Source organism: Bradyrhizobium hipponense, assembly GCF_008123965.1.
Lineage (GTDB): Bacteria > Pseudomonadota > Alphaproteobacteria > Rhizobiales > Xanthobacteraceae > Bradyrhizobium > Bradyrhizobium hipponense.
Genome location: NZ_VSTH01000019.1, coordinates 13,694 through 30,186 on the forward strand (window position 1 = coordinate 13,694; position 16,493 = coordinate 30,186).

Consider the following 16,493-nt stretch of genomic DNA (forward strand, 5'->3'; position numbering starts at 1 on the left):
TGAGATCATCGTCTTTGCCGCTGGATCTGATCCGCGGCATTCTCTCTCTCCTGTCAGCGCGATCTGATCCGGCGGCCCCCCAGGGAGGCCCAGCAGGAGACCACGATGTACACACCACCTTTTTTCAAGCAGGACCGCGCCGCGAGCCTGAAATTCGCCAATGAGCGCGGGTTCGGCACCATGTGCGCCTTCGACGGCCACAAGCCGGTCGCCTCGCTGTTGCCGTTCTACCTGACCTATGCCGCCGACGGCACGCCGCAGGCCGCCTTTCATCTCGCCCGTCACAATCCGCTGCTAAAGCTTGCGGACGGCGCGACCGCCTGGCTGCTCGCGGTCAACGGCCCGGATGCCTATGTATCGCCGGACTGGTACGTCTCGCCGGATCAGGTGCCGACCTGGCTCTACCAGTCGGTTCACCTGGGCGGACCGGTGCGGCCTCTGTCGGACGAGGAGCTTTCGGTGCAGGTCGAGGTGCTCAGCGACAAGTTCGAGACCTGGCTGCTGCCCAAGAAGCCGTGGACGTCGGCAAAGATGACGGCGGGCCGGCTCGAGGCGATGAAGAAGGCGATCGTGGGTCTGGTCATGACGGTTGAAGAGGTCGAAGGCAGCTTCAAGCTCAACCAGCATAAATCCGATGCCGACTATACGGCGATCGCCAATGCGCTCGGTGCGCAAGCCCATGCCGACGCCAGGGAGATCGCGCAACTGATGCAGGACGTGAGGCCGGAAGCCTTCGCGGACGAAAGCAACAAGCTCGAAAGGAGCGTGCCATGAGCATCGCTGATACCAAGCAAGCACCGACCAGCGGCGCTAAAACGAAGCCCGCTACCGTCTTCGTCGACGGCGGCTCCGGCACCACCGGGCTCGGCATCAACGAGCGGCTCAAGCTCCAGGGTGACGTCGCGGTGAAGACGATTGCCGACGACAAGCGCAAGGACCCCGCGGCCAAGAAGGCGCTGATGGAGGAGGTGGATCTCGTCATCCTCTGCCTCCCGGATGACGCTGCCAAGGAAACGGTCGCGCTCATCGACAGCATGGGGCCGTCGGGCCCGAAGGTGCTGGACGCCTCGACCGCGTACCGGATCGCGCCGGATTGGGCCTACGGCTTTCCGGAGTTGACGCCGGACCAGGCCGGCAAGATCAAGGCCGCGAAAAAGGTCTCCAATCCCGGCTGCTATCCGACCGGCGCGATCGCGCTGCTGCGGCCGATCGTCGATGCCGGCCTGCTGCCGCAGGACTATCCCGTCACCGTCAATGCGGTGAGCGGCTATTCCGGCGGCGGCAAGTCGATGATCGCGAGCTTTGAAGACGGCAGCGCGCCGTCCTTCGAGCTCTACGGCCTCGGCTTCGAGCACAAGCATCTGCCGGAGATGCAGCTCTATTCCAACCTGACGCGGCGGCCGATCTTCATTCCCTCCGTCGGCAACTACCGGCAGGGCATGCTGGTCTCTGTGCCGCTCCAGCTCGACACGCTGCCCGGCAAGCCCAGCGGCGCTGATCTGCAGGCCGCACTGGCCAAGCGCTATGCCGGCTCAAGATACGTTTCGGTGATGCCGCTTCAAAACGAAGCGATCAAGGGCGGCAAGCTCGAGCCGGAGGCGCTGAACGAGACCAATCAGCTCGAGCTCTACGTCTTCGCCAGCGACAAATATCACCAGGCGGTGCTGGTCGCCCGGCTCGACAATCTCGGCAAGGGTGCTTCCGGTGCGGCCGTCCAGAACATGAAGCTGATGCTGGGATTGCCGGAGGAGTAGAACTCTGTGCCCCGGACGCAGCGCAGCGCGTCTTCAGCGGTGCGCTGCAGAGCCGGGGCACGAGAGCGAACCACGTCGAACATCGCCAATTGGAGCATGATCCGGAAAAATGCGAAGCGGTCTTCCGAAAAGATCTTACTCAAACGACACCTAAAGCGCGATCACGATTCATCCCCATCTCGTCGCGCTTTAGGCGACGATCCATTCCAGCAGCGCATTCTGCGCGTGGAGAAGGTAAGCCTTCGCGACCGTGCTTTGGCAGGCAGGGTGGCTCATTGCATCGGCCGTGACTTCCTGACCCCGGGTCACCGGCGGGCAGGGGAGGAAAATTGCGTCAGGGCGGCATTTGTCGAGGAGCGACACCGATATCCGGTATGTCGCGAGTTGATCGTCGTGCGCACCGTCGGGCCAGCAGTCTGTGATGATCACGTCGGCATCGAACAACGCGTCCAGATCGGCGCTGGCGGTGAACCTCGGACTTGCGATGTCCTCGACATGCCAATCCGCCGGATAGACTTGCGTCACATGGATCGGCAGCGAAATGGAGGCTTCGACCCAGGATCGCAAGATATTGGCGTCCGGAGCAACGCCGACGACCTTCAGGCCCTCGAGCGTTCCGCGCCTGCTTCCGAGATAAGCGAGATCGCCGAGCGTTTCGCAGGGATGATTTGATCGCGTCCTGGCGTTGACGACGGGCGCTCTGGCGCTCGATGCGAGCCCGCGCAAGGTCGATAATTCCTGGGTGCGCACCACCAGGATGTCGAACCAGTTGTCGAGATATCCTGCCAGATCCGCCGTCGTTTCATGGACGTTGAACCTGATCGGCAGTTGTACGCTGATGCCGCCCATCGCCTGGACGCCAAGATCAAAGACGGACGTATTCCTCCATCCACCGTCATCAACGACGATGCCGACGCGCTTGCCGGCCAGGCTCTGGGGCATGTCACGATCGTTCCATGCCCCTGCCAGGACCTGCGCACGGCCGACGATCGACAGGATGGTGTCCGATTGCAGGTCGTGGAATTCGAGAAAATCCCTGTCGGACTCGCTACGCATCCAGGTCCCGGTGTTTGATCGGCAAGCGTGCCCGGACGAAACGCTGCCGCGGGCGTCCCGAAGGACGCCGGCGGCCGTTGGGGATTTGCCGCGTCGCTCAGTATTTGGCGACGACCGGGCCGCCAAACCTGTAGTTGATGCGGGCCGTGATCAGATCGACGTCCTGACCGATGCGGTCGGTGCGCGAGAACGTGCCGACAGGCGCCAGCGCGCCGTTGGACGTGAGGGTGACATCGCGGTTCCCCATGAACAGATGGTCGTATTCGAGGCCGACCGACCAGTTCGGGGCAAAACCGTATTCGAAGCCGACACCGACCGTGCCGCCCCATCGGGTCTCGTCGGCACCATCGAACTCAGCCCCGGCCAGACCGCCCGTACCGATGCCGCGGTAACGATCGCGGGTGACGGCGCCGCCGCCCTTCACGTAAAGCAGCGCATTGTTCCAGGCGTAGCCGACCTGGCCGGTGAAGAGGCCGAAGGCATCGACGCGGGTGCGGTTCGCGACCCCCAACACGGTGCTGGCATTCTGGCCGGAGAGATCGGCCCAGTCGCCCTGGGCCTCGAGGCCGAACACGAAGGCGCTCGTCTGCCAGCGATAACCGATCTGGCCGCCGGCGACGGCGCCCGTCGCGTCGTGGCAGCCTTCGGCAACGCCGGGGGCGAACCCGACGGTCTGGTCCCAGCACTTGCGCGATGAACCGTAGCCGCCGTTGGCGCCAATGTAGAAGCCGCTCCAATCATAGAGGGCGGCGATCATCGGCGGTGCCTTGGTATATGGGCGGGCGGCCAGATCGGCTGCGTTGGCCTGGGTCGCGACGGTTGCGAACGAGATCGCGCCGAGCGCGGAAGCAATCTTCCAATTCATGTCTGCACCGAATCAATCAATTGCGATGCCCAAAATATACCTGTGGATGGGTGACAATTTGTAGATGCAAGCGGCCGCAATGGTGGTTTTTTCGGCACTGTTATCTTCCGGCAACACCGCCGGCATCCGCAGCCGCAACGAAAAGGGCGGTCTTCCGTGCCCCGGGCGCAGCGCAGCACTTGTGAGCGATGCGCTCGAGAGCCGGAGCCCATGCCTCCGGCATCTGTAGCCTCGGATCCCGGCTCAGCGGCGCATCACGATCGGGCTGCGTCTTGTCAGGGACACGGGATCAAACCAGCTTGAAAATCGCTAGCGCCAGCACGGCTTGCGCCAGGAAGCCGACGGTGAAGGCCAGGGTGCGGAAAACCGGGATCCCCAGCGTATAGACGATCAGATGCGCGAGGCGTGACCAGAAGTAGACCGCGCAGGCGAGCACAGTCCATTTCGAAGAGTAGTCGATCGCATTCAAGATCAGCACCAGCGGCGCGAACAGCACGAGGTTCTCGACCGCGTTGTCATGCGCGAACATCAGGCGATTCGCCCAGTCCGATTGCGGCTTGTCGCCGCGCGAGGGATTGGCCAGCGCGCCACTGAGACCTCGGACCTGGCAGCGGTTGATGGTGTAGGGAATCCAGAGGATTCCGGTCAGGATCACCGTCAAGGTCAGCCAGAACAATTCACGCGTCATAACCCGGTCCCCTCGTTTAATCGCCGTCGCAAGAGTGGAGCTTATACGAAGCTGCGGAAGATTCCGCTATGCGCGAACCCTGACATAGCTGCCGGGGGCGTCCTCGATCGGGGGCAGCGCCTCGCTGCCGACGCTGCGTGCCGGGACTTCCTCCGGATCGATTCCGCCCAGCCATTCGCGCCAGTCCGGCCACCATGATCCCTTGTGCTCGACGGCGCCCTTCATCCACTCGGCGACGGTGACGTCCTTGACGTTGTCGTTGGTCCAGTACTGGTATTTGTTCGATGCGGGCGGATTGACCACGCCGGCGATGTGGCCCGAGCCGGACAGCACATATTTCACCGGACCGCCGAAGAACTGCGAGCCATAAAGCACCGACTCGGCCGGCGCGATGTGGTCTTCGCGGGTGGCGAGGTTGTAGACGGGCACCATGACTTTGGACAGATCGAGCAGGGTGTTGTCGAGCACCATCGAGCCGGTGGATAGCCGGTTCTCCAGATAGCAGTTGCGCAAGTAATAGGAATGGTTCGCCGCGGTCATGCGCGTTGCGTCCGAATTCCAGTGCAGCAGGTCGAATGCGCTCGGCTGCTGGCCCTTGAGGTAATTGCTGACGACGTAGGACCAGATCAGGTCGTTGGAGCGCAGCATGTTGAAGGCCATCGCCATCTTGGAGCCTTCGAGCACGCCGGCCGCCTTCATGTCCTGCTCGAGGGCTGCGATCTGATCCTCGTCGACGAAGACGAGGAGGTCGCCGGCGTGGGTGAAGTCCACTTGTGCGGCAAAGAACGTCGCAGAGCTGACGCGCTGGCGGCGCTTCTCGGCGAGCCAGGCTAGCGTGGTCGCGAGCATCGTGCCGCCGACGCAATAGCCGGCGGTGTGCACCTTCAGTTCGCCGGTGACCTTCTCGATCACGTCCATCGCTGTGAGCACGCCTTCCTTCATGTAGTCTTCCCAGCTTTTGCTGCCGAGCCCCTTGTCGGGATTGACCCATGAGATCATGAACACGGTGATGCCCTGGTCGACGCACCACTTGATGTAGGATTTCTCCGGCTTGAGATCGAGGATGTAGAATTTGTTGATCCAGGGCGGCACGATCAGCAGCGGCGTGCGCAGCACCTTCTCCGTCGTCGGCGCATACTGGATCAGCTGCATCATCTCGTTCTGGTAGATCACCTTGCCTGGCGTCGTCGCCATGTTGACGCCGACGACGAGGTTGTCCGGATTGGACTGGCGGATCTTCAGCATGCCCTTGCCGGCAGCGATGTCCTCGGCAAGCATCTTCAGGCCGCGCGCGAGATTGTCGCCGGACGTTGCAACCGTCTCGCGCAGCACTTCCGGATTGGTCATAACGAAATTCGACGGTGACAGCGCGTTGGTGACCTGCTGGATGTAGAACTCCGCCTTGCGTCGGGTCTTCGGATCGAGCCCCTCGGCGTCGCGGACCAGCTCCTGCGCCCATTTGGTCGTGAGCAGATAGAGCTGCATCACGAAATCGAAGAACTGGTTCGACTTCCATTCCGGATCGGCGAAGCGCTTGTCGCGCGGCGAGGGCGCGATCGCGGGCGGAGCGTCCTCGCCGGCCATGCGCCGCGCCGCCGAGCCCCAGAGGTCGAGATAGTCCTTGGCGAGCTTGGTCTGGAGATCGGACGAGCGCGTACTGTCCGACAGCCAGTATTCGGCGACCGACGTGAAGGTCTTGATGACCTCGGTGAGCTCGGCCGGCGGGCGATCCTGCACCTCGCCGCTCTCGCGCGGCTTCAGGTACGCGGCGAGCGCCTTGCCTCCGCTCTCCATCGCCCGCGCGACATTCATCGCGAAGGCTTCCGCATTGAACTTCGTCTCTGACTTGGGCGTGTCGGTGGTGGCGATACTCATGGGCAGAACAGTAACGATTCATTCCGTATTCGTCACCGCGAAGCTCGCACGTTTGGCGTTAAACACTCTCGAAGATGTGCTGCACTGCGACAAATTTTCTTGGTTCCGTCACAATCAAGCCGCACCGACCGGGTTGATGGACGCCGGATGGTTTTCTCGCTCGCACCATTTTTGGGCACAATGGTTTGAGCTTGGACGGGTTGTCGGGTTAAGGTCCGGCAGCCTTGCGTTGGGACGAGGTGGGGATTTCCCAAGTGTTGGCGTTGAAGGACCTGCAAAAGACGCGGCTTGCCTGCTGCGCACTGCTGATCGCGGCGGCGGCGCTGGGCGGTTGTTCGAGTCAGCTTGCCGACCTTGCGCCTGCGGATGCGCAGGCGCACCCCAGGGAGCCCGGCTCCTATTTGCCGGTGCACGATCTGCCGCCGGACCGTGATCAAGCAGTCATCCCGCCGGATCAGCGCGCCAAGATCGAAGCCGAGCTTGCCGCGGCGCGCGACCGCCAGGCCACTGCCGCCAAGGACGCCAAGTAACCGAAGGCGCCAGGTAAAGACGCCAGTTGGGGCGCGGCAAGGTAATCGCTGGCGCCCCCGCCACACCGTGCTAAAAAGACCTGAGTTCAGCCGAGAGTTGGGGCGAAGGAGTTCAGCCCTTGTCGCCGAAAATGGCTCTAGGCTTTTGATGTAGAGGTGTTTTCGCCCAGGAGCCGGGTGCCTTTCAAAGGGCCGTCACGGCCCTTTGATTCTGTCCTGACCGGTTGCCCGGAGCCCAGAGAGCCATGGAAGAATTTTACCGCATCCGCCGCCTTCCGCCTTACGTGTTCGAGCAGGTCAACCGGGCCAAGGCCGCCGCACGGAATGCCGGCGCCGACATCATCGATCTCGGCATGGGCAATCCGGACCTGCCGGCGCCGGCGCACGTGCTGGAGAAGCTCAAGGAGACCCTCGGCAAGCCGCGCACCGACCGCTACTCGGCCTCCCGCGGCATCCCCGGACTGCGCCGGGCCCAGGCCGGCTATTATGCCCGCCGCTTCGGCGTGAAGCTCAACCCGGACACCCAGGTGGTGGCGACGCTCGGCTCCAAGGAGGGCTTTGCCAACGTGGCGCAGGCGATCACCGCGCCAGGCGACGTCATCCTCTGTCCGAACCCGAGCTACCCGATTCACGCCTTCGGCTTTTTGATGGCGGGCGGCGTGATCCGCTCGGTCCCGTCGGAGCCGACGCCGCAGTTCTTCGAGGCGGTGGAGCGGGCGATCGTGCATTCGATCCCGAAGCCGCTGGCGCTGGTGGTGTGCTACCCCTCGAACCCGACCGCCTATGTCGCGAGCCTCGACTTCTACAAGGACCTCGTGGCGTTCGCGAAGAAGCACGAGATCCTGATCCTGTCCGATCTCGCTTACGCCGAAGTCTATTTCGACGAGAACAACCCGCCGCCCTCGTTGCTCCAGGTGCCGGGCGCGATCGACGTCGCCGTCGAGTTCACCTCAATGTCGAAGACCTATTCGATGGCCGGCTGGCGCATGGGCTTTGCGGTCGGCAACGAGCGCGTCATTGCAGCCCTCGGGCGCGTCAAATCCTATCTGGACTACGGCGCCTTCACGCCGATCCAGGTCGCGGCGACCGCCGCGCTGAACGGCCCTGACGATTGCATCAAGGAGATGCGCGATACCTACCGCAAGCGCCGCGACGCGCTGGTGGAGTCGTTCGGTCGCGCCGGCTGGGAGATTCCGCCGCCGGAGGCCTCGATGTTCGCCTGGGCGCCGTTGCCGGAAGCCTTCCGCAGCGTCGGCAGCATGCAGTTTGCGACCCTGATGGTGGAGAAATCCGGCGTCGTGGTCTCGCCCGGCGTCGGCTTCGGCGAACATGGCGAAGGATATGTCCGCATCGCCATGGTGGAAAACGAGCAACGGATCAGGCAGGCCGCGCGCGGCGTTCGCCGCTTCCTTGAAAGCGGCATCGAAACGTTGCACAACGTCGTTCCGCTCGCCAACCGGCGTTAATTCTCTTCGACAGGTTTTCTAAAAGCATCATGGTCGCACCCCTGAAAGTGGGCATAGCGGGGCTCGGCACCGTGGGCGCCGAAGTTGTCCGTTTGATCGAAACGCAAGCCCGCGTGCTCGCAGGCCGCAGCGGACGCGGCATTCGTGTCGTCGCCGTCACCGCGCGCTCGAAGGCAAAGAAGCGTAGCCTCGATCTGCGCGATGTCGAATGGGCCAGGGATCCGATGGCGCTGGCCACGCATCCCGGCATCGACTGTTTCGTCGAACTGATCGGCGGTGCCGGCGATCCTGCGCTCTCCGCGGTCGAAGCCGCGCTCAACGCCGGCAAATCCGTCGTCACCGCCAACAAGGCGCTGCTCGCCAAGCACGGCCTCAAACTGGCAAAGGCCGCTGAAAAGCACGGCGGGGCGCTGAATTTCGAGGCAGCGGTCGGCGCCGCAATCCCCGTCATCAAAACGTTACGCGAGGGTCTTGCGGGAACCGGCATCAACCGCGTCTACGGCATCCTCAACGGCACCTGCAATTACATCCTGACGCGGATGGAGCAGGAAGGCTTATCCTTTGGCGAATGTCTGAAGGATGCGCAGCGGCTCGGCTATGCCGAGGCCGATCCGTCCTTCGACGTCGACGGTCACGACACCGCACAAAAGCTCGCCATTCTCGCCAGCCTCGCCTTCGGCACGAAAGTTGCTCAAAGCGCGGTGTATGTCGAAGGTATCTCCTCCATTGCGCCGGAAGACTTACGCGCCGCCGCTGATCTCGGTTACCGCGTCAAGCTGCTCGGCGTCGCCGTGCGCACCGCCATGGGCATCGAGCAGCGCGTGCATCCGACCATGGTTCCAAAATCCTCCTCGATCGCGCAGGTGATGGGTGTCACCAATGCGGTCACGATCGATGGCGAGGGCATTCCGCCGATCACGCTGGTCGGCCCGGGTGCCGGGGGAGCTGCCACCGCATCCGCGGTCGTTGCCGACATCGCCGACGTCGCGCGCGGTATCCGCGCCAATCCGTTCGGCCGGCCGATCTTGCATCTGCGCGACACCAAGAAGGCGCCGATGGAGCGGCACGAGGGCGGCTACTACATCCGCCTGTTGGCGCGCGATTTCCCGGGCACCGCGGCCGCGATCGCGACCCGGCTCGCGGAGCAGAAGATTTCGATCGAGTCGATCGTGCAGCGGCATCCCAATGGCGGCGCTGCGCCGGCAAATGGCAAGGCGGTGCCTGTGCCCGTCATCCTGATCACCTACGCAACGCATGAGGACGCCGTGCGCCGCGCACTCGCGGCCGTGCAGCGCGACAAGGTGATCAGCGGACGGCCGCAGGTCATAAGGATCGAGAAGAACTGACACGGTTCGAACGAACTGTGGGTGTTATGAGTTGATGCGGGCGGAGATTTCCGTCCAAACCTGTTTCGAAGGAGTGAGCCGATGTCGACCCATATTTCAGTCCCGCCGCACGCGTTGCTCGAGCGCATTCTCACGCTGGAGATCGTGCGGGTGACGGAGCGGGCGGCGGTGTCTTCGGCGCGGTTGCGCGGGCACGGCAATGAGAAGGCGGCCGACCAGGCCGCCGTGGACGCGATGCGGCGCGAGCTCAACAAGCTGCCGATCGAAGGCACCATCGTGATCGGCGAGGGCGAACGCGATGAGGCGCCGATGCTTTTCATCGGCGAGAAGGTGGGCATGAACGCCGGCCCGCAGGTCGACATCGCGGTCGACCCGCTCGAAGGCACCACGCTGTGCGCCAAGAACATGCCGGGCTCGATCGCCACCATGGCGATGGCCGACGGCGGCACGCTGCTGCACGCCCCTGACGTCTACATGCAGAAGCTCGCGATCGGTCCCGGCTACGCCAAGGGCGTCGTCGAGCTCGACGCCACGCCGGCCGAAAACGTCCGCCGTCTCGCCAAGGCCAAGGGCGTGCCGGCGGAGGGGATCACCGTGCTCGTGCTCGACCGTCCGCGCCACGCCAGCATCATCGAGAGCGTGCGCTCGACGGGCGCGGCCGTGCGCCTCATCACTGACGGCGACGTTGCCGGCGTGATCCACTGCGCCGACCCCGACAACACCGGCGTCGACATGTATCTCGGCACCGGCGGCGCGCCGGAAGGCGTGCTCGCCGCCGTGGCGCTGCGCTGCATCGGCGGCCAGATGCAGTGCCGCCTGATCCTGGATTCCGACGAGAAGCGCGAGCGCGCCGCCGAGATGGGCGTCAACGATCCCAAGATGATCTACGGCATCGAGGACATGGCCAGGGGCGACTGCCTGTTCGCCGCCACCGGCGTCACCACGGGCTCGCTGCTCTCGGGCGTGAAATTCCGCAAGGACGGCGTGATCGAGACCGAGACGGTGGTGATGCGCTCGGTCACCGGCACGGTGCGCTACATCAAGGCCGAGCACCGCGAGCTGGCGAAGTTCCACCTCGATTGAGGCTGCGACGATCGCACGCAACGTTCGGCTAACTAACGCCGGACGTTGGTCGCCGATAGGCACCTCCGTCAGGGCTACGGACTGCGAGGCGGTGCTGGCAAAAACATGAAGGCATCACGCAAAGTCAGGCCTAACTTCAAAGCCGACTGAAGCACATCGACTTCTTCTGCAAACGGCCGGAGAAGCAGCTTCGCCGATTGGACATCCCCGCTCGCAAGCGCGCGTCGAGCCTTTGCGTCGGCCTCAATATAGGCATCGGTAGCGAGCAAGTTGGACAGCGCGCCTGATATGGCGCCATCGTAGCTCTCCAATCGGACTTCCGAGACGTAGTGATCAGGCCGGAGTTTGATTTGATTTTCGGTCTTTGCCGGATCGAAAAGTCCGACCTTGCTCAACATCACCAGCAGAGGATGATTCCGGGCGATCGAGGCTGGAATGATCTCGTAGGTCTTGAGTCTTCCAAATCGATCCGAAACAGATGAGAATGAAATGACCGGCCCGATGTTGAAGCGCGAATTGCGGTGAAGCACGGCAACGCGATGATCAATTTCGGAGTCGGCCCCGAAAACCGCGCCGCTCTTAATTCCGGCGTCGAGGCCGTTTGCGATCAGGTATGACGAAAGCTGGGCAACGCGCACGGTGACGGCGCGTTCCTCGAGCCCGTCCACCTCAAATTCGATCTCGCGTCCTGTGAGTGCGGACAAACCGACCGTATAGGCCCCGACAGTCTCACCGCAAAGGTAAGGAACGATCTCTACCCATAAACTGTAGGGGTGATCTGGAAACGGCTCGAACGAGCGGCGTGATTGCTCTAGCCACATCTCGGGGGAGCAGCCAACTTTTCCACTCCAGACGACGCCAAGACAACCCGGCAGCGCTTCGAGTACGCCGCCGACAACGGCCGTTGTGAGGCGAGTACTCTCAACGGACCCAAGCTTTGGCGTCTCTGCCTTGTTCTCGGCGGAGCCCATGGTCGAGACGATGAGGTGCGCGCGGTGCCGCCCAACTGCTTGGAAAGCCTCCGGCCATACCCAGGAAGCCCGCTGCCACAGCTGCTGATCGAAGGGCAGGGGCGCAGGCATCAAGAGGATGGCCATGAGATGATCGCCGGCGCGGATGAACGTCGCCTTGTCGGCGTTTTCACTTGTTGTGACTTCGCTGCTTTCCCAGCGCAGGCCGGGATGACGGACGCGGAGCGTCTCGATCAGGAGTCCCACATTTGGGAGGCGGGCGTCCTCAAGCAATGCATATGCAACAGCGTTGGTCATGGCAGATGCGTTACACCCCGAGTGGTTGAAGCCGATCACCTCGCTCGTCTTGGACGTGCTTGATGTGCCGGACTAGCGCTATTGTTGCATGGAAGGGATCATGCTTTAAAGCCCTCGATCAGATCCGAAGCCGCCCCGGGGCACGGGAAATCAGCGGAGCAAAGCATGACCACGACGTCCGATCTTTCCGCCGTCAAAGCCTTGGTGTTCGACGTGTTCGGCACGGTCGTCGACTGGCGCACCAGCCTGATCACGGATTTCACGTGGTGGGGCAGGGAGCGCGGCATCAGCGCCGACTGGACCGCGCTGGTCGACGGCTGGCGCGGCATGTACATGGCCTCCATGGACGACGTGCGTAAGCATCCGGAGCGCGGCTATGTGATGCTCGACGATTTGCACCGCCGCTCGCTGGAAAAGCTGGTCGAGCAGTTTGCGATCAAGGGCCTCACTGACGCGGACCTCGATTATCTCACCAAAGGCTGGCACCGCCTGCATCCCTGGCCCGACAGCGTCGCCGGCCTGACGCGGTTGAAATCGAAATTCGTGATCTCGCCGCTGTCCAACGGCAACGTCGCGCTGCTCACCAACATGGCGAAGTTCGCGGGCCTGCCCTGGGACCTGATCATGTCCGCCGAACTGTTCGAGCATTACAAGCCGGATCCCGAAACCTATCTCGGCGCCGCGCGCCTGCTCGGCCTCAAGCCAGCGCAGGTGATGATGGTCGCCGCCCACAACGGCGACCTCGCCGCCGCGCAGAAGAACGGCCTGAAGACCGCGTTCGTGGCGCGGCCGACGGAGTACGGTCCGTTGCAGAAGGTCGATTTCGAAGCCACCGGCAACTGGGACATCGTCGCCAGGGATTTTGGCGGGCTCGCCGACAGGCTGAGCTGCTAGACCCGCTTTGCGCAGCGCGATGTGTTGACGAATACCCAGGGGTTCCTTGGGCCGAGAGCAGCTCTCACAGCGACGCCGACGGCAATCGCGGCGTTGTGGCCACGAAAGCCGTTCGCTTGGAAAAATCTGCCCACCAGTCACGCAGCCTGAGGTGCCCCTGAAGCAGCGCTTTTCCTTCAGGGGCCAATACAAAATAGCCGATCATCGGCGCGAGATGAATGTCCGCGAGCGATAGTTGATTCCCGCAGAGATATGGTCCCTCGACGAGGGCTTTCTCCAATGCTGACAGGATCCTCGGCGCAGCTTCGAGGCCTTTTCGAAATTCGTTCTCGTCCGCCGGCAATCCCATGAGCGGCTTGAAAACCCCGTGGGAGAAGACTTGCCTCACCAGAGGCCAGTAAGCGTAGCTGTCCACGATCGACATGATCTGATTGCAACGCGCCCGCGTTCTTGGCTCCGTGGATTGAAGCTCGGGTCCTTCGAACGCTTCATCCACATAGCGCGTGATGGCGCCCGTTTCGTAGACGACGAAGCCATCGTGAACCAGCACGGGAACGCGCTTGAAGGGATGCATTGCAAGGTAGCTTGCAGGGATATTCTGCGCGAACGGATTGACCTCGACCCAATCGTACGCCACGCCCTTTTCATGGAGAGCCAGGCGGGCGATCCAGGAATAGACGCTGTACTGGTAGCCGTGCAGCTCAATCGCCATGCGGCGTGCTCCTGGTCTCCAGGATTGCCAGACACTGGCAAGTTTACAAGCCGTTGTGACCTCTCCCTCACGCGATCTTCAGCGCGAGTTCGCTCCCGTCCGTCTCCGCAAATCCGGCCTGCAGGACCTCTTCGCGCTTGTGCCGGAGATGCGCGCGCAAGATGTGGGAAAGGCCAACGCCATCGCGCCTCTGCAGCGCGTTCAGAATCGCTTCGTGCTCGCTGACCGCGAACGCCCAGCGTTGCGGGCTCATCGGCGTGACGTAGCGCGCGCGGCGAATGCGCGCGGTCACGGAGGCATAGAGTCCCGAGAGCACGGGATTTCCGGCGGCGGCGACGATCGCCTCGTGGATGGCGCGGTTGCCGCGATAGTACTGGATTAAATCGCCCTCGCGATAGTGCTGCACCATCGACGCGTGCGCGGTGGCAATCTCGTCGATCTCGCCGTCGGTGATGCGCTCGCAGGCGAGCTCGCCGGCGAGTGCCTCGAGGCCCTGGCAGACCTCGAACAGGTCGCGCATGTCCTTGTCGGTCAGCTTCGCCGCGCGCGAGCCGCGATGGGGCAGCAGGTGCACCAGGCCCTCGGCGGCGAGGACCTTGAGCGCTTCGCGCAGCGGCGTGCGCGAAATCTGCAGCCGGTCGCACAGCTCGCGCTCGGGAATGCGGGCGCCGGGCGGGATTTCGCCGTCGAGCAGAATGGCGCGAATGCGCCCGACGACCTCCTCATGAAGCATGGAGTAGAGCCCTATTTTTGCATGCAAAATTCGAGTATAGACCGATACGATGCTAGATTTAGCTTGAAAATATCACATTTTGCATTCAAAAATGTAAAAAACATAAAGAGGACTTGGGAGATGGACCAACAGGTCGCGGCGACGGAAGACCTCGTTTTTGAACGCGATGGCGATATTGGGCGGATCGTCTTCAACCGCCCACAGGCGCGCAATGCCTTCACCTTCGCCATGTACGAGCGGCTGGCGGACATTTGCCGGCGGGCCAATGAGGATCATTCCATCAAGGTGCTGGTGCTCCGCGGCGCCGGCGACAAGGCCTTCGCCTCGGGAACCGACATCAATCAGTTCCGTGAATTCAAGACACCGCAGGACGCGCTCGACTACGAGAACCGGATCGATCGGGTCCTTACCGTGCTCGAGCAGTGCCGGGTTCCCACCATCGCGGCGATCAACGGGTTCTGCACCGGGGGCGGGGCAGGCATCGCCGCGGCCTGCGATCTGCGCATCGGTACCCGCAGCACGAAAATCGGATTTCCCATCGCCAGGACGCTCGGCAATTGCCTGTCGATGTCCAATGTCAGCCGCCTCACGGCGCTGATCGGTGCTGCACGGGTCAAGGATCTGATCTTCACGGCGCGCCTCGTCGAAGCCGCCGAGGCTGCAAGCGTCGGGCTACTCACGGAAGTCGTCGAGGACATTGCGGCGCTCGACCGGCGTGCCGACGATGTCGCCCGGCTCCTTGCCGGTCATGCGCCCCTGACGCTCAACGCGACCAAGCAGGCGGTCGCCCGCCTGCAACGGCGGCTGACGCGGGAGGAGGGCGAGGACCTGATCCTGATGTGTTACACCAGCGAGGATTTTCGCGAGGGCCTCGACGCATTTCTCACCAAGCGCGCGCCGCAGTGGCGCGGCCAATAGGGCAGTCCGATGCAAAAGGATCCATCGCAATCCGCTTCTCATCGCTCCGGACCGCTCGCCGGCCTCAAGGTCGTTGATCTCACCCACGTCATGGCGGGGCCGACCTGCACCTTGATGCTTGCCGACATGGGCGCCGACGTCATCAAGATTGAGAAGTCACCCAATGGCGACGATACCCGCCACTCGGTGCCGCCGAAAATCGGCGACGAGGCAGCCTCGTTCCTGATGATGAATCGCAACAAGCGCGGCATCGTGCTGGATCTGAAAACAGATGGCGGCAAGCGCGTCCTGCGGCGGCTGATCGCAAGCGCCGACGTGCTGGTCGAGAATTTTGCACCCGGCGCCATGGAGCGCCTGGGCTTCGGCTACGAGGACCTGCACAAGGAGTTCCCGGCGCTGATCTACTGCTCGCTGTCGGGGTTCGGCCGCACCGGCCCCTACAAGCACCGCCGGGGATTCGATCTGGTCGCGCAGGCGATGAGCGGGATCATGAGTTTTACGGGCGAGCGTCCCGACGGTCCGCCGGTGAAGTGCGGACCGCCGCTGTCCGACATCACCGCCGGCCTGCTTGCGAGCATGGGCATCCTGGCTGCCTATGCGCATCGTCTGAAAACCGGCGATGGACAATGGGTCGAGACGTCGCTCTATGAAGCCGCGTTGGTGCAGACCTATTGGCAATCGACCATCGCCCTTGCCGCGGGCACGGCGCCGCGCGCGATGGGCTCGGCGCATCCGCTCAACGCGCCATATCAGGCTTTCGAAGCTTCCGACGGCTGGCTCGTGGTCGGCGGCGCCAACAAGAAGCATTGGCTCCTGATGCTGGAGGCGCTCGATGCGACCGAGCTTGCGGCCGATCCGCGCTTCGTCACCGGAGCCAACCGCATGGCACATCTGAAGGAGCTCGAAGTGGTGTTGAGCGAGCGTTTCCGGATGAGGTCGCGATCGCATTGGCTGGCGGCGCTTGACGAGAAGGGCGTGCCGTGTGGTCCTGTCCACGACATGCTGGAGGCGTTGAACGATCCGCAAACGCTCGCGCGCGAGATGGTCGTCGAAGTCGAGCATTCGACGCTCGGCCCGGTCAAGACGATCGGGCTTCCGGTCAAATTCTCAAAGACGCCTGGCAAGGTGCGTTCCGGTGCACCTGTGTATGGCGAACATACAGGCGAGGTGCTGGCGGAGTACGGGTTCGACCAGCAGCAGATCGAATCGCTCGAAAAAGAAGGCGCGATTGTCTTGGGGTCGAGCAGGCAGGAGGAACGAGTCGCCTGACCTGACGTCGCTACCAATAAACAAGATCAAAAATCG

The 16,493-nt window shown here is 63.1% G+C and carries 16 protein-coding genes; 9 read left to right on the forward strand and 7 right to left on the reverse strand.

All coding sequences use genetic code 11. The annotated features are described in order from the left end of the window. Positions 1-105 precede the first annotated feature (105 nt). Positions 106-774: an FMN-binding negative transcriptional regulator gene (locus FXV83_RS06240; RefSeq protein ID WP_148738332.1), complete on the forward strand. Its 669-nt coding sequence runs from the start codon at positions 106-108 to the stop codon at positions 772-774. Then, a complete protein-coding gene (gene argC, locus FXV83_RS06245; protein ID WP_148738333.1) occupies positions 771-1,754 on the forward strand; it encodes an N-acetyl-gamma-glutamyl-phosphate reductase in 984 nt (327 codons plus the stop codon). The genes FXV83_RS06240 and argC overlap by 4 nt, the downstream gene beginning before the upstream one ends. Positions 1,755-1,943: 189 nt before the next feature. Here the strand turns inward: argC and FXV83_RS06250 are convergent, their stop codons facing one another. The 4 genes from FXV83_RS06250 to FXV83_RS06265 all read right to left on the reverse strand — a co-directional run bounded on the left by FXV83_RS06250 (position 1,944) and on the right by FXV83_RS06265 (position 6,238). After that, complete coding sequence (locus FXV83_RS06250) at positions 1,944-2,810, reverse strand: ornithine carbamoyltransferase (RefSeq protein WP_148738334.1); 867 nt, start codon at positions 2,808-2,810, stop codon at positions 1,944-1,946. A gap of 97 nt (positions 2,811-2,907) precedes the next feature. Further along, complete coding sequence (locus FXV83_RS06255; RefSeq protein ID WP_148738335.1) at positions 2,908-3,675, reverse strand: outer membrane protein; 768 nt, start codon at positions 3,673-3,675, stop codon at positions 2,908-2,910. Between the two features lie 289 nt (positions 3,676-3,964). Then, complete coding sequence (locus FXV83_RS06260; protein ID WP_148738336.1) at positions 3,965-4,363, reverse strand: MAPEG family protein; 399 nt, start codon at positions 4,361-4,363, stop codon at positions 3,965-3,967. A 66-nt stretch (positions 4,364-4,429) separates the two neighbouring features. Then, positions 4,430-6,238: a PHA/PHB synthase family protein gene (locus FXV83_RS06265; RefSeq protein WP_187435697.1), complete on the reverse strand. Its 1,809-nt coding sequence runs from the start codon at positions 6,236-6,238 to the stop codon at positions 4,430-4,432. Between the two features lie 254 nt (positions 6,239-6,492). On the opposite strand from FXV83_RS06265, the gene FXV83_RS06270 reads away from it, so the two are divergent. From FXV83_RS06270 to glpX, 4 genes are all read left to right on the forward strand, one after another. Beyond that, a complete protein-coding gene (locus tag FXV83_RS06270) occupies positions 6,493-6,768 on the forward strand; it encodes a hypothetical protein (protein WP_148738337.1) in 276 nt (91 codons plus the stop codon). Between the two features lie 245 nt (positions 6,769-7,013). Then, a complete protein-coding gene (locus tag FXV83_RS06275; RefSeq protein WP_148738338.1) occupies positions 7,014-8,234 on the forward strand; it encodes an LL-diaminopimelate aminotransferase in 1,221 nt (406 codons plus the stop codon). 29 nt (positions 8,235-8,263) lie between these two features. Further along, positions 8,264-9,580, forward strand: coding sequence for a homoserine dehydrogenase (locus tag FXV83_RS06280; RefSeq protein ID WP_148738339.1), 1,317 nt, complete (start codon positions 8,264-8,266; stop codon positions 9,578-9,580). An 81-nt stretch (positions 9,581-9,661) separates the two neighbouring features. Beyond that, on the forward strand, positions 9,662-10,663 hold the full coding sequence (glpX, locus tag FXV83_RS06285) for a class II fructose-bisphosphatase (RefSeq protein ID WP_148738340.1): 1,002 nt from the start codon (positions 9,662-9,664) through the stop codon (positions 10,661-10,663). A 74-nt stretch (positions 10,664-10,737) separates the two neighbouring features. Here the strand turns inward: glpX and FXV83_RS06290 are convergent, their stop codons facing one another. Then, positions 10,738-11,931 carry a hypothetical protein gene (locus FXV83_RS06290; RefSeq protein ID WP_148738341.1) on the reverse strand — a complete coding sequence of 398 codons (1,194 nt, stop codon included), beginning with the start codon at positions 11,929-11,931 and terminating at the stop codon, positions 10,738-10,740. Between the two features lie 165 nt (positions 11,932-12,096). Here FXV83_RS06290 and FXV83_RS06295 point away from each other — a divergent pair, with 165 nt between their 5' ends. Further along, the gene (locus FXV83_RS06295) at positions 12,097-12,825 is read left to right on the forward strand and encodes a haloacid dehalogenase type II (protein ID WP_148738342.1); all 729 of its coding nucleotides are present in this window, start codon (positions 12,097-12,099) and stop codon (positions 12,823-12,825) included. 64 nt (positions 12,826-12,889) lie between these two features. Here the strand turns inward: FXV83_RS06295 and FXV83_RS06300 are convergent, their stop codons facing one another. Together FXV83_RS06300 and FXV83_RS06305 are read right to left on the reverse strand one after the other, a co-directional pair. Next, on the reverse strand, positions 12,890-13,537 hold the full coding sequence (locus tag FXV83_RS06300) for a glutathione S-transferase family protein (RefSeq protein WP_148738343.1): 648 nt from the start codon (positions 13,535-13,537) through the stop codon (positions 12,890-12,892). Positions 13,538-13,604: 67 nt separating this feature from the next. Continuing rightward, the gene (locus FXV83_RS06305) at positions 13,605-14,270 is read right to left on the reverse strand and encodes a GntR family transcriptional regulator (protein ID WP_148738344.1); all 666 of its coding nucleotides are present in this window, start codon (positions 14,268-14,270) and stop codon (positions 13,605-13,607) included. Positions 14,271-14,390: 120 nt separating this feature from the next. Here FXV83_RS06305 and FXV83_RS06310 point away from each other — a divergent pair, with 120 nt between their 5' ends. Both FXV83_RS06310 and FXV83_RS06315 read left to right on the forward strand, forming a co-directional pair. Next, positions 14,391-15,188, forward strand: a complete 798-nt coding sequence (locus FXV83_RS06310; RefSeq protein WP_148738345.1) for an enoyl-CoA hydratase/isomerase family protein — start codon at positions 14,391-14,393, stop codon at positions 15,186-15,188. A gap of 9 nt (positions 15,189-15,197) precedes the next feature. Continuing rightward, on the forward strand, positions 15,198-16,457 hold the full coding sequence (locus FXV83_RS06315) for a CaiB/BaiF CoA transferase family protein (protein ID WP_148738346.1): 1,260 nt from the start codon (positions 15,198-15,200) through the stop codon (positions 16,455-16,457). Positions 16,458-16,493 lie beyond the last annotated feature (36 nt).

Coding starts and splice junctions, on each gene's coding strand:
- FXV83_RS06240 (WP_148738332.1), top strand. CDS start 106: ATGTACACACCACCTTTTTTCAAGCAGGACCGCGCCGCGAGCCTGAAA.
- argC (WP_148738333.1), top strand. CDS start 771: ATGAGCATCGCTGATACCAAGCAAGCACCGACCAGCGGCGCTAAAACG.
- FXV83_RS06250 (WP_148738334.1), bottom strand. CDS start 2,810: ATGCGTAGCGAGTCCGACAGGGATTTTCTCGAATTCCACGACCTGCAA.
- FXV83_RS06255 (WP_148738335.1), bottom strand. CDS start 3,675: ATGAATTGGAAGATTGCTTCCGCGCTCGGCGCGATCTCGTTCGCAACC.
- FXV83_RS06260 (WP_148738336.1), bottom strand. CDS start 4,363: ATGACGCGTGAATTGTTCTGGCTGACCTTGACGGTGATCCTGACCGGA.
- FXV83_RS06265 (WP_187435697.1), bottom strand. CDS start 6,238: ATGAGTATCGCCACCACCGACACGCCCAAGTCAGAGACGAAGTTCAAT.
- FXV83_RS06275 (WP_148738338.1), top strand. CDS start 7,014: ATGGAAGAATTTTACCGCATCCGCCGCCTTCCGCCTTACGTGTTCGAG.
- FXV83_RS06280 (WP_148738339.1), top strand. CDS start 8,264: ATGGTCGCACCCCTGAAAGTGGGCATAGCGGGGCTCGGCACCGTGGGC.
- glpX (WP_148738340.1), top strand. CDS start 9,662: ATGTCGACCCATATTTCAGTCCCGCCGCACGCGTTGCTCGAGCGCATT.
- FXV83_RS06290 (WP_148738341.1), bottom strand. CDS start 11,931: ATGACCAACGCTGTTGCATATGCATTGCTTGAGGACGCCCGCCTCCCA.
- FXV83_RS06295 (WP_148738342.1), top strand. CDS start 12,097: ATGACCACGACGTCCGATCTTTCCGCCGTCAAAGCCTTGGTGTTCGAC.
- FXV83_RS06300 (WP_148738343.1), bottom strand. CDS start 13,537: ATGGCGATTGAGCTGCACGGCTACCAGTACAGCGTCTATTCCTGGATC.
- FXV83_RS06305 (WP_148738344.1), bottom strand. CDS start 14,270: ATGCTTCATGAGGAGGTCGTCGGGCGCATTCGCGCCATTCTGCTCGAC.
- FXV83_RS06310 (WP_148738345.1), top strand. CDS start 14,391: ATGGACCAACAGGTCGCGGCGACGGAAGACCTCGTTTTTGAACGCGAT.
- FXV83_RS06315 (WP_148738346.1), top strand. CDS start 15,198: ATGCAAAAGGATCCATCGCAATCCGCTTCTCATCGCTCCGGACCGCTC.